This is a genomic window from Cellulomonas sp. Marseille-Q8402, from assembly GCF_965119525.1.
Window position 1 is genome coordinate 856885 of sequence record NZ_CBCPLX010000001.1, and the last position, 13915, is coordinate 870799.

Below are 13915 nucleotides of genomic sequence, written 5' to 3' on the forward strand. Positions count from 1 at the left end.
CGACCGGACGCAGCGCCCGCCGCCCCGGCTCCCCCGCCGGGCGGCGGGCGCTCGTGCGTCATCCGCCGTCCGCCCGCGCGACGGATGAGAGGATCGCCCGCATGAGCGAGACCCCCGACCCCACGACCGCCACCCGCGACATCGCCGACGTGGCCGCGGTCGAGGTCATCACGACCGCCGCCGTGCACCTGATGAGCGCCGCCGCCGTCAAGTGCGGCCTGGCACCCGACGAGGACGGCCGCAGCGGCGCCGAGCACCTCGACCTCGACGAGGCCCGCAAGCTGATCACCGCGCTGGCCGCGCTGGTGACGGCGTCCGCGCCCGACATCGGTAACCAGCACGCCCGCTCGCTGCGGGACGGCCTGCGGTCGCTGCAGCTGGCGTTCCGCGAGGCGAGCCCGTTCCCGGACGCGCCGGGCGAGGGCCCGGGCGAGAAGTTCACCGGCTACGTGTCCTGAGCCCGGGGCACCTGTTCCGGCGCCGCTCCCGGGTGCACCGCGCGCCGGCGCTCACCGCCCGGTAGCGGCGTCCTCCGGCAGCGGCCGCGCCGGGACGTCGTCGGCGCCGACCGGGGCCGGCGTCGGGACGATCCCGCCCGGTGCGGCGGTGCGGCCCGCGGACGGCTCGTCCGGCACCACCGGCTGCGCGCGTCCCGCGACCCGGCGCCGGACGAGCGCCAGGACGGCGAGCCCGAGCACGGACAGCAGCAGCCCCACACCGCCGGTGGCGGCGAACCCGGCCCCCGGGCCGAATCCGTCGATCACGCCGCCGATGACCGGGGCGCCGAGCGCGGCGCCGACGGTGTTCGCGGTGCCGCTCCACCCCATGACCTCGCCACGCCGGTGCTCGGGGACCATGCGGACCAGCGAGGCGTTGATGGCCGACAGCGCCGCCGCGCACGGCAGGCCGGCGACCACGACGGCCACCGCGAGCTGCCACTGGGTCTGCGCGAGGGACGCGGGGATCGTCGCCGCGCCGAGCAGCGCCACCAGGGCGAGCGGGTGCAGCTCGCGCTTCTGCGCGCCGTAGACCAGGCCGCCGACCACGGAGCCGACGCACCACAGCGCGATCATCCAGCCGACGGCCGCCTCGTTCTCCCAGCCCTGCAACGCGGCGACGATGCCGACGTCCGTGCCGTTGAGGATGAGCGCGGCCGCGGAGGCCGCCGCGAGGACGACCAGCAGCGCCGGGGTGATCAGGCGCGGCCGGCGGCCGGTCTGCTCGGGCACGGCCGCGCCGTCGGCGGACCGCGTCGGCGGGTTGAACCACATGAGCAGCAGCCCCGCCGCGACGGTGGAGATTCCCACCACCGTGAGCGCCGCGGTGGTGGACACCTGGGTCGCCACGAGCACGCCGAGCGTCGGCGCCAGCATGAACGTCATCTCGGTGGCCACGGAGTCGAGCGCGAAGGCGGTGCGCTGCTGCTCCGCGGGCACGAGCACCGCGAGGGACTGCCGCACCACGGAGAACACCGGCACCAGGAACACGCCCGCGACGACCGCCGCGACCAGCAGCGCCTCGTAGCCGAGGCGCGGCGCGACCAGCCACACCGCCGACTCCACGAGCACCGACGGCAGCAGCGCCCGCCGCAGCCCCAGGCGGTCGACCCGGCGCCCGCGCCACGGCGAGCCGATCGCCACGCCCACCGTCATCGCCGCGGCCACCAGGCCGGCGCGCGCGTACCCGAGCCCGAGCGGGCCCACCACGTGCAGGGTGAGCACCACGCCGGTCATCGCGTGCGGGATGCGGGCGACGAACGCGACGAGGACCAGGGGCAGGACACCGGGCAGGCGCAGCAGGCGGCTGTAGGGGGCGAGGGACACCGGAGGATTCTCGCCTGCGCCCCCACCGGGCGACGACCGGATTCCACCGCGTGCTCGCACGCCCGGGCGTGACGTCGGCCACGTCGGTGCCGGTGGCGCGGTGCCGGCCGACCCGCCGCACGCCGCGCGCAGGACCCGTAGGGTGGAGCCGTGACGTCTACGACCGGGCCGAACGACCCGATCGGCTCGCCGCCGACCGGGTCCTCGTCGTGGGCCGGTCCCGGCGCCACCGCCACGGAGCCGCCGGCCGACCCGCCGCACGCCGGCTCTTCGCACGCCGAGCACGCGCACGTCGCCGTGCCCACGGCCAACCCCCGGCACCGTCGCCGCCCGTGGGCCGTCGTCGTGCTCGCCGTGCTGCTCGTGCTGGTCACCGCGCTGGCGGCGTACCTGTGGGTCCGCACCGACCGCTTCGAGCGGTACGCGGAGGAGATCGAGGCGCAGGCCCGGGTGATCGGCACCGACCTCGCGACGCTGCGCGCCGAGCACGACGGCACGGTCGCGGAGCTCGCCGCGGTGAACGACCAGCTGTCGACGGCCCAGACGCGTATCACCGAGCTCGCCGACGAGAAGGCCCAGGTCGGCGACGACCGCGAGGTGCAGCGCCAGCTGGTCGACTACCAGGAGCGGATCTCGCAGGCCGCCGCGAACGTCGCGTCTGCGCTCACCACCTGCATCGACGCGCAGAACCAGCTCATCACCTACCTCGGGGACGCGGCCGCGTACGACCCGGCCGACCTCGAGCGGTTCAAGAGCGACGTGCAGGGCGTGTGCGCCACCGCGACCGAGGCCAACACCGAGCTGCAGCGCCAGCTGGCCGCCGGGGCGACCGGGTGAGCCGCTCCGTCGCCCGCCGCGCCGCCGGTCCCGTCGCCGTCACGACCGCGCTCCTCGTCCTGGCCGGCTGCGGCGTGCTCCCCGCCATGCCCGCACCCGTCCCGACCGACCTCGTGCCGTCCAGCGCGCCGCTCGCCACGCCCGCGTCCTCCGGCAACCTGTCGCCCGACGGCTTCGACTCCGCGCAGCGGATGGCCGTGCGGATCCGCAACGTCGGCTGCAACTCGCTGTCCACGGGCTCGGGCTTCGCGATCGACGAGTCGACGCTGATCACCAACCGGCACGTCGTCGCGGACTCCTCGGACCTGCAGCTCAGCACGTACGACGGGCGCGACGTCGCCGTCACGGCGTCCTCCGCGGCCGCCCTGGCCGACCTGGCCGTCGTCCGCACGGCCGACCCCCTGCCGAGCGCCCCCGGCCTCGCCGACGCCGACCCGGACCCGGGCGACGAGGTGACCGTCGTCGGCTACCCGCAGGGCGGCGCGCTGACGGTCACCAGCGGACAGGTCATCGGCGCGACCACGGACCCGCTCAACGAGAACCTGGGCCAGGTGCTCGTGACCAACGCCGAGGTCGAGCCGGGCAGCTCCGGGTCCGCGGTCCTGGACGCCGAGGGCCGGATCGTCGGCGTCGTCTACGCGAAGAACTCCACGGGTCAGAGCTTCGTGGTCCCGGTCAGCACGCTCCGGCAGCTGCTCGCGGACGAGACGGCGTTCGCGGCGACCACGTCCTGCTCCGCGGGCTGACCGCCCGAACCCCTGGTGGAGCCGCGCGCGGTCGTGCCACGGTGGGGTGCGAGCCGCACCCACCGAGGAGTCACCATGGCCGACGAGAACCGCCCTGACCTGTCCGCGCTGACGAGCGCCGCGAGCGACATCTTCGCCGTGCAGCGCGTGTTCGGCACGGCGTACGAGCGCGAGGGCACGCTGGTCGTCCCGGTCGCGAAGCTCATCGGTTCGCACGGGGTCGCCGGGGCGCACGCGGACGCGCGCCTGGGCGTGCGGAAGGGCCGGCCGGGCGACGCCGGCGCGCACGGCGAGGCCGACGAGCACGGCCAGCACGGGCAGGGGCCGCGCACCGTCGGGGCCGAGGTCGCCGAGGACGTCCCTGCACCCGCCGAGGGCGGTCCCCCGAGCCCGTGGCACCACGGTCCCGGTCGCGGCTCCGGCGGCCGTGGCCCGCAGTGGCCGCAGTGGCCGTTCGGCTCCGGGCGGCCCGCCGGACGCAGCGGCGGTCAGGCGGACGCCGGCGCGTACGCGGGCCGGATCAAGCCGATCGGCGTGTACGTCATCTCCGACGACGGCGTCCGGTGGCAGCCGGCGCTGGACCTGAACCGGGTGATCCTCGGCGGGCAGGTCGTGGGTGCGGTGACGGCGTCCGTCGTCGCGCTGGCCTGGGCGTTCCGCCGCCGCCGCTGAGCGGCCGTCAGCGCAGCCGGACCTCGACCGAGTCCACGCGCTGGGTGACCGTCTCGTCCGCGCCCAGGGCGTCGCCGACGCGGCGCAGCACCGCGTCCAGCGCGCCGCGGTCCAGCCCGGGGACGAGGGTGAGGACCACGGCGACCTCCGCGCGCCCGCCGGGGACGGCGTCGACGTCGAGCACCGGGCCGGCCACGGGCGCGTCCGGCCCGCGGCGGCGGCGCAGCCACGTCCCGGCGCCGCGCTGCGGGGCCGCGGGCTCCGGGGACGGCAGCGCCGCGAGCACGGCGGCCCGCACGGCCGCGCGCACGTCGGGGTCGACGGCCGGTCCGGCGCCGTCGACGGCGACCGCCGGGCGCCAGGGCTGCTGCTGCGCGAGCGCCCACACGGCCGGCCGGGGCAGCAGCGCCGTCACGGGACCGCCGGCGTCGAGCACCAGCAGCTCCCAGCCCTCGCTGACGGCGGACAGCGCCGCGCGGACGACGTCCGTCGGCACGGGTCGCGCGTCCCGCCGCCACGCCGACATCGCCGCGACGGAGGAGAACACGGGCAGCGCGGTCCGGCCGTCCGGCGCCTGGAGCGCCACGATCCCCGCCGAGGCCTCCTTGTCGACGGTGTGGGCGTGGCCGCCGACCTCGACGGTCTCCGCCGCCTCCAGCTCGGCCAGCACCGGCACCAGCACGCGCGTGCCGGCCAGCGCCGCCACGACCCCCGCAAGGGTCCCGGAGCCGTCACCGAGCGCGGCGAGCGCCGTCGCCACCGCGGGGTCGGCGCTGCCGTCGTCCCCGGCGAACGCCGAGGTCGGGGGCAGCTCGCGCCCGGTCACGGACGTCCGGCGACGTCCAGGGCCTCGGGCAACGTGAACGCCCCCGCGTACAGCGCCTTGCCGACGATCGCGCCCTCGACGCCGACGGGGACGAGCTCCCGCAGCACCCGCAGGTCGTCCAGCGAGGAGATCCCGCCGGAGGCGACGACGGGGGCGTCGGTGCGGGCGCACACCTCGCGCAGCAGGTCGACGTTCGGGCCGCGCAGCGTGCCGTCCTTGGTCACGTCGGTGACGACGTAGCGGGAGCAGCCGACGGCGTCGAGCCGGGCCAGGACCTCCCAGAGGTCACCGCCCTCGCGGGTCCAGCCCCGGGCGGCGAGGGTCGTGCCCCGCACGTCCAGGCCGACGGCGATGGCCTCGCCGTGCCGGGCGATCGCGTCGGCCGTCCACTCCGGGTCCTCCAGCGCCGCCGTGCCGAGGTTGACCCGGGTGGCGCCCGTGCCGAGCGCGCGCTCCAGCGACGCGTCGTCCCGGATGCCGCCGGACAGCTCGACCTTCACGCCCTTACCCGACAGCACCTGCGTGACGTCCGCGAGCAGGTCCGCGTTCGACCCGCGACCGAACGCCGCGTCCAGGTCCACCAGGTGGATCCACTCGGCGCCGCCGGCGTGCCAGTCGAGCGCGGCGGCGAGCGGGTCGCCGTAGGAGGTCTCCGAGCCGGCCTCGCCCTGGACGAGCCGGACGGCCTGGCCGTCGGCGACGTCGACGGCGGGCAGGAGCTGCAGACGGTCGGACATGGATCTCCTCGTTCGGGTCGCGGCGGGTGCCGCGGGCTGGTGCTGACGGGTGCGGGGCGGTGCCGGGTGGCGGGCGCGGGCTCAGCCGAGCGAGCGCACCCAGTTCTCGAGCAGCTGCGCCCCCGCGTCGCCGGACTTCTCCGGGTGGAACTGGGTGGCGGCGAGCGGCCCGTTCTCGACGGCGGCGACGAACCGGCCGCCGTGGTCGGCCCAGGTCACGAGCGGCGGCGCGAGCCGGTCGGCGTCGACGGTGTCCGCGAGCGGGAACGTGCGCGCGGCGTACGAGTGCACGAAGTAGAACCGCTCGTCCTCCACCCCGGCGAACAGCCGGGACCCCTCCGGCGCGTCGACCGTGGACCAGCCCATGTGCGGCACGACGTCGGCCTCGAGGCGGTCCACCGTGCCGGGCCACTCGCCCAGGCCCTCGGTGCGCACGCCGTGCTCGTCGCCCTCGCCGAACATGACCTGCATGCCCACGCAGATCCCGAGCACGGGGCGGCCGCCGGCGAGGCGACGGTCGACGATCTGCTCGCCGCGGACGCCGCGCAGACCGGCCATCACGGCGGCGAACGCGCCGACGCCCGGGACCACGAGGCCGTCCGCGTCGGCGGCGTGCTGCGGGTCCGACGTCAGCTCGACCTCGGCGCCGACCCGCTCGAGGGCGCGCACGGCCGAGCGGACGTTCCCGAATCCGTAGTCCAGGACGACGACTGCAGGCTGGCTGGGCACCCGTCCAGGTTAACGGGCGCGGGGCACCCGGGCCGCCGGGCGTCCGCTGCGCGGACCGGACGCCCGCCCCGGCGGGTCAGTCCTTGCGCCGCCGGCCGCCGGACAGCGCGCGCATCGCCGCCCAGCGGGACATGCCGACGCTGGTCTCGACGCCGTCGACCTCCCCGGCGGGCCGGCCCCCGACGAGCACCTCCTCGAGCACGTCGGGTGCACCCGACAGCACGAGGCCCGCCGCGAGGTCGTCCTCCTTCTCCCCCGCGAGCCAGCGGCTGGCGGCGATGCGACCGGCGCGCCGGTCGAGCAGGACGACCGGCGAGGTGCGCAGCATCTGCGAGATCGCGGCCGCGGCCTCCGCGGCCCGCGCGGCGTCGGCCGTGTCGCGGAGCACGGCGAACGCGCCCACGGGCGAGGGCACCGCGTCGACGTCCACGCCCGCGAGCGAGCACGCGGCGGCCAGCGGCTTCGCGGCGGCGACCTGGGTCACCACGATCGTCACGACGGGCTCCTCCGGCTCCCCGGCGGCCGCGTCCAGGCCGGACAGGTCGTCCGGGACCGCGCTGCCGCCGGGTTCCGGCTCGCCACCGGGCCCCGAGCCGTCACCGGGGACCGGCCGGTCGCCGCGGACCGGCTCGCGGCCCGGGGCGTCCGGCTCCTCCGCGGCGGCGGGCAGGTCGTCCAGGCCCGAGAGGTCGTCCGGGATCTCGAAGCCGAGGTCGTCCGGCAGGTCGTCCGGGCGCTCGTCCCCGGGCCGGTCCCCGCTCACAGCGCGCCCTTGGTGCTCGGCACGCCGTCGACGCGCGGGTCCAGGGCCACCGCCGCACGCAGCGCGCGGGCCAGCGCCTTGAACTGCGCCTCCACGATGTGGTGCGGGTCGCGGCCGGCGAGCACCCGCACGTGCATGCCGAACGCGGCGTGGTGCGCGATGGACTCCAGCACGTGCCGGGTCAGCGAGCCGGTGAAGTGCCCGCCGATGAGGTGGTACTCCTGGCCCGCGGGCTCGCCGGAGTGCACCAGGTACGGGCGGCCGGACACGTCGACGACGGCCTGCGCGAGCGCCTCGTCCAGCGGCACGGTGGCGTCGCCGAACCGGGCGATGCCCCGCTTGTCGCCCAGCGCCTCGCGGAGCGCCTCGCCGAGGCAGATCGCGACGTCCTCGACGGTGTGGTGCGCGTCGATCTCGACGTCGCCCGTCGCGCGGACGGTGAGGTCGATGAGCGAGTGCTTGCCCAGCGCGGTGAGCATGTGGTCGTAGAACGGCACCGTGGTGCTGATGTCCGTCCGCCCGGTGCCGTCGAGGTCGATCTCGACGACGACGCTGGACTCGCTCGTCGCGCGCTCGATCCGGGCGGTCCGCCCGCCGGTCGTCCTGCTCACAGTCCCAGCACCTCCCACAGCGCGGCGGTGAACGCCGCGGTCTCCTCCGGGGTGCCGACCGACACCCGGAGCCATCCTTCCGGTCCGACCTCCCGGATCAGCACGCCCCGGTCCAGCAGACCCTGCCAGACCTCGTGCCGGTCCTCGTGCACCTGGAACAGCACGAAGTTCGCGTCGGACTCGGCGACCGTGAGGCCGCGACCGCGCAGGTCGAGCACGAGCCGGTCCCGCTCGGCCCGCAGGGAGCCGATCTGCGCCATCAGCTCGGGCGCGTGGGCGAGCGCCGCGCGGGCGACCGCCTGCGTCACGGCGGACAGGTGGTACGGGAGCCGCACGACCCGCAGCGCGTCCACGAGCTCGCGGGACGCCGCCAGGTACCCGACGCGCGCCCCGGCCAGCCCGAACGCCTTGGACATCGTGCGGCTGACGGCCAGGTGCGGGTGGTCCGCGAGCAGGGTGAGTGCCGAGTCGACGCCCTCGCGCCGGAACTCCGCGTACGCCTCGTCCACCACGACCACGCACCCGCCGGGCACCTCGGCCGCGGCCGCCAGCACCTCGCGCACCGTGTCGAGCCCCAGCGCGGTGCCGGTGGGGTTGTTGGGGCTGGTCAGCAGCACGACCGACGGGGCCTCGCGGGCGATGAGCGCGCGCGCCTCGGCGGGGTCGACGTCGAAGTCCTCCGTGCGGCGCCCGGCGACCCAGCGGGTGTGGGTGTCGCGCGCGTACTCCGGGTACATCGAGTACGTCGGCGCGAACGACACCGCGGTGCGACCGGGTCCGCCGAAGGCCTGCAGCAGGTGCAGCATGACCTCGTTCGACCCGTTGGCCGCCCACACCTGCTCCGGCGCCACGCGGACGCCGGACTCGACGGCGAGGTAGTCGGCCAGGTCCGCCCGCAGGTCGAGGAACTCGCGGTCCGGGTACCGGTTCAGGCCGGCGGCCGCGGCGGCGACGGCCGCGGCGACGTCGGCGACGACCCGGGCCGACGGCGGGTAGGGGTTCTCGTTGACGTTGAGGAGGACCGGCACGGCGAGCTGCGGGGCGCCGTACGGCGCGCTGCCGGCCAGCTCCGGGCGCACGGGCAGGACGGGGCGTGCGGGGTCGGGTGCGGGTGCGGTCACGGGCCGATCGTATCCGCGCGGCCGGGGAGGGCCGGCTCGTCGTCCACAGGCTGCGGGACCGGGTGGCGCGGGTGTGGGCGGCGGTGGCTAGGGTCGACCGCGATGACCGACACCCAGCAGCACCCCGCGACCGGATCCCTGCGCGACGAGGCGGAGGCCGTGCTGCGCCGGCTGGTCGGACGCGACGACGCCCGCCTGCGCGACGACCAGTGGCTGGCGGTCGACGCCCTGGTCTCGGACCACCGCCGCGCGCTCGTCGTGCAGCGCACCGGGTGGGGCAAGTCTGCCGTGTACTTCGTCGCCACCGCGCTGCTGCGTGCGCGGGGCGCGGGTCCGACCGTGCTGGTGTCGCCCCTGCTCGCCCTCATGCGCAACCAGGTCGCCTCGGCGCAGCGGGCGGGGGTCCGGGCCGCGACGCTGAACTCCGCGAACGTGACCGAGTGGGACGCGGTGCACCAGCAGATCGCCGACGGCGAGGTCGACGTGCTGCTCGTGTCCCCCGAGCGCCTCACGCACCCGCAGTTCCGGGACGAGGTGCTTCCCCGCCTCGCCGCCGACGCGGGCCTGGTCGTGATCGACGAGGCGCACTGCATCTCGGACTGGGGCCACGACTTCCGGCCCGACTACCGCCGGATCCGCACGCTGCTGTCCGAGCTCCCCGACGGCATCCCGGTGCTCGCCACCACCGCGACCGCGAACGCCCGCGTGACCGCCGACGTCGCCGAGCAGCTCGGCACCGCCGTCCGCGACGACGTGCTGGTGCTCCGCGGGCCGCTCGACCGGTCCAGCCTCGACCTGTCCGTCGTGCGGCTCCCCGACACCGCCGCGCAGCTCGCGTGGCTGGCGCAGAACCTGCCGGCGTTCGAGGGGTCCGGGATCATCTACTGCCTCACGGTCGCGGCCGCGCAGCAGGTCACGGAGCACCTGCGCGGCGCCGGGCTCGACGTCCGGACGTACACCGGTCAGACCGACCCGGCGGAGCGCGAGGTGGCGGAGGCCGACCTGCTGGCCAACCGCGTCAAGGCGCTGGTGGCGACCTCCGCGCTCGGCATGGGCTTCGACAAGCCGGACCTCGGCTACGTCGTGCACGTGGGCGCCCCGTCCTCCCCCATCGCCTACTACCAGCAGGTGGGTCGCGCGGGCCGCGCCGCCGAGGCCGTGGGCGGCCGGGCGACCGCCGTCCTGCTGCCCGGGCGCGAGGACCGCGCGATCTGGGAGTGGTTCGCGTCCACGGCCTTCCCGCCGGAGGACGACGTGCGGGCGGCCCTGCGCGCGCTGGCCCACGGCGGCACGCTGTCGACCGCCGCCCTGGAGACGCACGTGTCCCTGCGCCGGTCGCGGCTGGAGCAGATGCTCAAGGTGCTGGACGTCGACGGCGCCGTGCGCCGGGTCCGCGGCGGCTGGGAGGCCACCGGCGAGCCGTGGTCCTACGACGCCGACCGGTACGGCCGCGTGACCGCGACCCGCCGCGCCGAGCAGCAGTCGATGGTCGACTACGTCACCACCGACGGCTGCCGGATGGCGCACCTCCGGCGGGCGCTCGACGACCCCGAGCTGACCGGGGACGCGGGAGCGACCTGGCGCTGCGGGCGGTGCGACACCTGCACCGGCGAGTCCGTCGGCACGGCGCCGGACGCCGCGCACGTGGCGGGCGCGCAGGCGCTGCTGACGGCGGCGGGCGTCGAGGTCGAGCCCCGGCGGCAGTGGCCGTCCGGCATGGCGACGCTCGGCGTCGACCTGCGCGGGAAGATCGCCGAGGACGAGCGCGCCGGCACCGGCCGCGCCGTCGCCCGGCTGGACTCCGTGGGCTGGGGCGGCCTGCTGCGCGAGCTGTTCGGCGGCGAGGCCGACCCCGCGGCGGGGCTGCCGGTCGCGCTCCGGGACCCGGTGCTGGCGACCCTGGACGGCTGGCAGCCCGCGCAGCGCCCCGAGGGCGTCGTGCTGATCCGGTCCACGACGCGACCGACTCTCGTCGAGCACCTCGCGCAGGGCGTCGCCCGACACCTCGGCGTGCCGCTGGTCGGCGCGGTGGTCCCGCGCCCGGACAGCCCGCCGACGCGGCACGACGTGAACTCCGCGCACCGGCTCGCGGCCGTCGCCCGCCGGCTCGACCTGGACCTCAGCCCCGCGGCGGCGTCCGGCCTGCCCGGCCGCACCCTCCTGCTGGTGGACGACCGGACCGACTCGGGCTGGACGCTCACCGTCGCGGCACGTCTGCTCCGGCAGGCCGGTGCGGGCGCGGTGCTGCCGTTCGTGCTCGGCGTGGGCTGAGCGCCCCGGCGGAGCGACCCGCCAGGACGGCGCCCGTCGGGACCGCGCCCGTCGGGACCGCGCCCGTCAGGACCGCGCCCGTCAGGACCGCGCGCGTCAGAACCGCGCCCGCACCGCCTCGCCGTGGGCGGGCAGCCCCTCGGCCTCCGCGAACGACACGATCCGCCCGGCGACCTCGCGCAGCGCGTCGGCGTCGTACTCGATCACCTGCACCGCACGCACGAACGAGTGCACGCCCAGCCCGGAGGAGAAGTGCGCGCACCCGCCCGTGGGCAGCACGTGGTTCGACCCGGCCATGTAGTCCCCGAGCGACACCGGCGAGTACGCCCCGACGAAGATCGCGCCCGCGCTCGTGACCCGCTCCGCGACCGCCGCCGCGTCGTCGGTCTGGATCTCCAGGTGCTCCGCGCCGTACGCGTTGACGACCGCCAGCCCCGCGTCGAGGTCGTCGACCAGGACGATCGCCGACTGCGGGCCGGACAGCGCCTGCGCCACCCGCTCGGCGTGCCGGGTCGCCTGGACGCGGTGCACGAGCTTGGACTCCACGGCGCCGGCGAGCTCGATCGACGTGGTGACCAGCACCGACGCGGCCAGCGGGTCGTGCTCGGCCTGCGACACCAGGTCCGCGGCGACGTGGTCCGCGTCCGCGGTGCCGTCGGCCAGGACCGCGATCTCCGTGGGACCCGCCTCGGCGTCGATACCCACGGCGCCCCGCACCAGGCGCTTGGCGGCCGCGACGTAGACGTTGCCCGGGCCGGTGATCACGTCGACCGGCTCGCACAGCGTCTCGCCGTCCACTGCCTCGCTGCCCGCGGCGCCGTAGGCGAGCATCCCGACCGCCTGCGCCCCGCCCACGGCGTACACCTCGTCCACCCCGAGCAGCGCGCAGGTCGCGAGCACCACCGGGTCGGGCAGGCCCCCGTTCTCACGCTGCGGCGGGGACGTCACGACGAGCGACCCGACCCCGGCCTCCTGCGCCGCGACGACGTTCATGATCACCGAGGACGGGTAGACGGCGAGCCCGCCGGGCACGTACAGGCCGACGCGGCGCACCGGGACCCAGCGCTGCCGCACCTGCGCGCCGGGCGCGACGTGCACGGTGTGGTCCGCGGGCCGCTGCGCGGCGTGCACGAGCCGCACACGGCGGATCGTCTCGTCGACCGCGGCGCGCACGTCCGGGTCCAGGACGCCCACCGACGCGGCGATGGCCTCGGCCGGCACCCGCAGGTGCTCCGGGCGTACGCCGTCGAACTTCTCGGCCAGGTCGCGCAGCGCGGCGGCGCCACGGTCGCGCACGTCGGCCAGGATCGGCTCGACGGCCGCGGTGGCGGACTCGACGTCCAGCTCCGGCCGCGGCAGCGCCTCGAGGAGCTCACGACGGGACAGGGTGCGACCACGCAGGTCGATGCGGGAGATCACCCGTCCGATTCTAGGGCCGCGCACGGGCGGCGGGCGGCGCAGGGGCGGGCCGGCGCTGGCAGGATGGGGCGGGTGACCACCGTGCCGATCTCCGACGACTCCATCCGCCTCGGCCAGTTCCTCAAGCTCGCGGGCCTGGCGGACTCGGGCGCCGACGCGCGCACCCTGCTCGAGGAGGGCGAGGTCCGCGTCAACGGCGAGCTCGAGCAGCGCCGCGGCCGCCAGCTGCGCAAGGGCGACGTGGTCGAGGTCGACGACCCCCGGGGCAGCAACTCCGCCGAGGTCGGCTGACGCCGGGCGGCTACCGCCCGGTCGACCGCGCCGCGGCGTCGCGGTAGGCCGGGAGCAGCTCGCCGAACCGGGCGTCCCAGGCGCGGACGGCACGAGCCGCGACGTGGTCGTCGAGCTGGTCGAGCGAGGTGTGCCACCCCGCTCCGTAGCCGACCGCCTGGGCGATCTCGAGACGCGTGTGCACCAGGACCAGGTCCGCACCCCCGTCCCCGGCGCCCTCGACCTGCACCCGCACCTCGCTCGGCTGCTCGCCGGGGAAGCACCACTCGACCGTGAACGCGTGCGGCGGGTCGCAGGACCGCACCACGCCGGTGGCGTTCTGGTCGGACCCCGGCTCGTCGTCCCCCATCCGCAGCTCGTACCGCCCGCCCGCTGCCAGCTCTCCGTAGACCGGACCGAGCCAGCGCGCGAGGCGCTCCGGCGTCGTCACCGCCGCCCACAGGTCCCGCGCGTCCGTCGGGTACCGGCGCCGGAACGTCACCGAGGCCGCGCCAGGCTCCAGCCGCAGCGCGCCGAGCACGGGACCCTGGTCGGTCGTGGTCTCGTCAGCCATCACGTGCGTCCTCCGCTCGTTCCGCCCGGGCCCCGGCGGTTGCCGGGCCGGCATGGCCACGCTGTCGAGCTCCCCGCGCCACCTCCGTGCCCAGCGCGTCGAGGCGCTGGTCCCAGAACCTCCGCACCCCGAGCAGCCAGGCCTGGACCTCGTCCAGCGCCTCCGCCCGCACGGCGTACAGCCGCCGGGCGCCGTCGACCTCGGCGGTCACCAGTCCCGCCTCGCGCAGCACGCGCAGGTGCCGTGACGCCGCCGGTTGGGAGATGCCGAACTCCGCCCCCACCGCCGCCGCCAGCTCCCCCGCCGGGCGCGTCCCGTCGGCCAGCAGCTCCACGAGCCGCCGGCGCACGGGGTCGCCCAACGCGTCCATCACCTGCACGCGCCCTAGGATTCCACCTGGTGTTATATAACACAAGGGTTACATCATCCCGATGTCGGATCCCCGCAACCTCGCCAGTGCGCAGATCGAGGCCGTGCGCGGGTCGAGGCCGTGCGCGGATCGAGGCCGTGCGCGGG

The 13915-nt window shown here is 76.6% G+C and carries 16 protein-coding genes; 6 read left to right on the forward strand and 10 right to left on the reverse strand.

Annotation, left to right across the window (positions count from 1 at the left end; genetic code table 11):
* The first annotated feature begins 101 nt into the window (after positions 1-101).
* A complete protein-coding gene (locus ACWPWW_RS04000; protein ID WP_454049050.1) occupies positions 102-458 on the forward strand; it encodes a DUF1844 domain-containing protein in 357 nt (118 codons plus the stop codon).
* Positions 459-509: 51 nt separating this feature from the next.
* Here the strand turns inward: ACWPWW_RS04000 and ACWPWW_RS04005 are convergent, their stop codons facing one another.
* Positions 510-1823 (reverse strand): MFS transporter, encoded by a 1314-nt coding sequence (locus ACWPWW_RS04005; RefSeq protein ID WP_454049051.1) that lies wholly within the window; start codon positions 1821-1823, stop codon positions 510-512.
* A gap of 150 nt (positions 1824-1973) precedes the next feature.
* On the opposite strand from ACWPWW_RS04005, the gene ACWPWW_RS04010 reads away from it, so the two are divergent.
* The 3 genes from ACWPWW_RS04010 to ACWPWW_RS04020 all read left to right on the forward strand — a co-directional run bounded on the left by ACWPWW_RS04010 (position 1974) and on the right by ACWPWW_RS04020 (position 4078).
* A complete protein-coding gene (locus tag ACWPWW_RS04010; protein ID WP_454049052.1) occupies positions 1974-2660 on the forward strand; it encodes a hypothetical protein in 687 nt (228 codons plus the stop codon).
* On the forward strand, positions 2657-3406 hold the full coding sequence (locus tag ACWPWW_RS04015) for a trypsin-like peptidase domain-containing protein (protein WP_454049053.1): 750 nt from the start codon (positions 2657-2659) through the stop codon (positions 3404-3406). Before ACWPWW_RS04010 ends, ACWPWW_RS04015 begins: the two co-directional genes overlap by 4 nt.
* 75 nt (positions 3407-3481) lie before the next feature.
* Positions 3482-4078, forward strand: coding sequence for a hypothetical protein (locus ACWPWW_RS04020; protein WP_454049054.1), 597 nt, complete (start codon positions 3482-3484; stop codon positions 4076-4078).
* Positions 4079-4085: 7 nt separating this feature from the next.
* On the opposite strand, the gene ACWPWW_RS04025 is transcribed toward ACWPWW_RS04020, so the two are convergent.
* The 6 genes from ACWPWW_RS04025 to ACWPWW_RS04050 form a co-directional block, all read right to left on the reverse strand.
* Positions 4086-4904, reverse strand: a complete 819-nt coding sequence (locus ACWPWW_RS04025; RefSeq protein ID WP_454049055.1) for an SseB family protein — start codon at positions 4902-4904, stop codon at positions 4086-4088.
* Positions 4901-5641 (reverse strand): bifunctional 1-(5-phosphoribosyl)-5-((5-phosphoribosylamino)methylideneamino)imidazole-4-carboxamide isomerase/phosphoribosylanthranilate isomerase PriA, encoded by a 741-nt coding sequence (gene priA, locus ACWPWW_RS04030; RefSeq protein ID WP_454049056.1) that lies wholly within the window; start codon positions 5639-5641, stop codon positions 4901-4903. The genes ACWPWW_RS04025 and priA overlap by 4 nt, the downstream gene beginning before the upstream one ends.
* 81 nt (positions 5642-5722) lie before the next feature.
* Entirely contained in the window at positions 5723-6370 is a 648-nt protein-coding gene (gene hisH / locus ACWPWW_RS04035; RefSeq protein WP_454049057.1) for an imidazole glycerol phosphate synthase subunit HisH, read from the reverse strand.
* 76 nt (positions 6371-6446) lie between these two features.
* Positions 6447-7133 (reverse strand): hypothetical protein, encoded by a 687-nt coding sequence (locus ACWPWW_RS04040; RefSeq protein ID WP_454049058.1) that lies wholly within the window; start codon positions 7131-7133, stop codon positions 6447-6449.
* Complete coding sequence (hisB, locus tag ACWPWW_RS04045) at positions 7130-7744, reverse strand: imidazoleglycerol-phosphate dehydratase HisB (RefSeq protein WP_454049059.1); 615 nt, start codon at positions 7742-7744, stop codon at positions 7130-7132. Before hisB ends, ACWPWW_RS04040 begins: the two co-directional genes overlap by 4 nt.
* On the reverse strand, positions 7741-8865 hold the full coding sequence (locus tag ACWPWW_RS04050) for a histidinol-phosphate transaminase (RefSeq protein WP_454049060.1): 1125 nt from the start codon (positions 8863-8865) through the stop codon (positions 7741-7743). Before ACWPWW_RS04050 ends, hisB begins: the two co-directional genes overlap by 4 nt.
* Before the next feature lie 102 nt (positions 8866-8967).
* On the opposite strand from ACWPWW_RS04050, the gene ACWPWW_RS04055 reads away from it, so the two are divergent.
* Positions 8968-11136, forward strand: coding sequence for a RecQ family ATP-dependent DNA helicase (locus tag ACWPWW_RS04055; RefSeq protein ID WP_454049061.1), 2169 nt, complete (start codon positions 8968-8970; stop codon positions 11134-11136).
* 96 nt (positions 11137-11232) lie between these two features.
* On the opposite strand, the gene hisD is transcribed toward ACWPWW_RS04055, so the two are convergent.
* Complete coding sequence (gene hisD / locus ACWPWW_RS04060) at positions 11233-12555, reverse strand: histidinol dehydrogenase (protein WP_454049062.1); 1323 nt, start codon at positions 12553-12555, stop codon at positions 11233-11235.
* A 63-nt stretch (positions 12556-12618) separates the two neighbouring features.
* Between hisD and ACWPWW_RS04065 the strand changes: the two genes are divergently transcribed.
* The gene (locus ACWPWW_RS04065) at positions 12619-12846 is read left to right on the forward strand and encodes an RNA-binding S4 domain-containing protein (protein WP_454049063.1); all 228 of its coding nucleotides are present in this window, start codon (positions 12619-12621) and stop codon (positions 12844-12846) included.
* A gap of 10 nt (positions 12847-12856) precedes the next feature.
* Here the strand turns inward: ACWPWW_RS04065 and ACWPWW_RS04070 are convergent, their stop codons facing one another.
* Both ACWPWW_RS04070 and ACWPWW_RS04075 read right to left on the reverse strand, forming a co-directional pair.
* A complete protein-coding gene (locus ACWPWW_RS04070; RefSeq protein WP_454049064.1) occupies positions 12857-13399 on the reverse strand; it encodes an SRPBCC family protein in 543 nt (180 codons plus the stop codon).
* Positions 13392-13769, reverse strand: coding sequence for an ArsR/SmtB family transcription factor (locus ACWPWW_RS04075; RefSeq protein WP_454050391.1), 378 nt, complete (start codon positions 13767-13769; stop codon positions 13392-13394). Before ACWPWW_RS04075 ends, ACWPWW_RS04070 begins: the two co-directional genes overlap by 8 nt.
* Between the last annotated feature and the right edge of the window lie 146 nt (positions 13770-13915).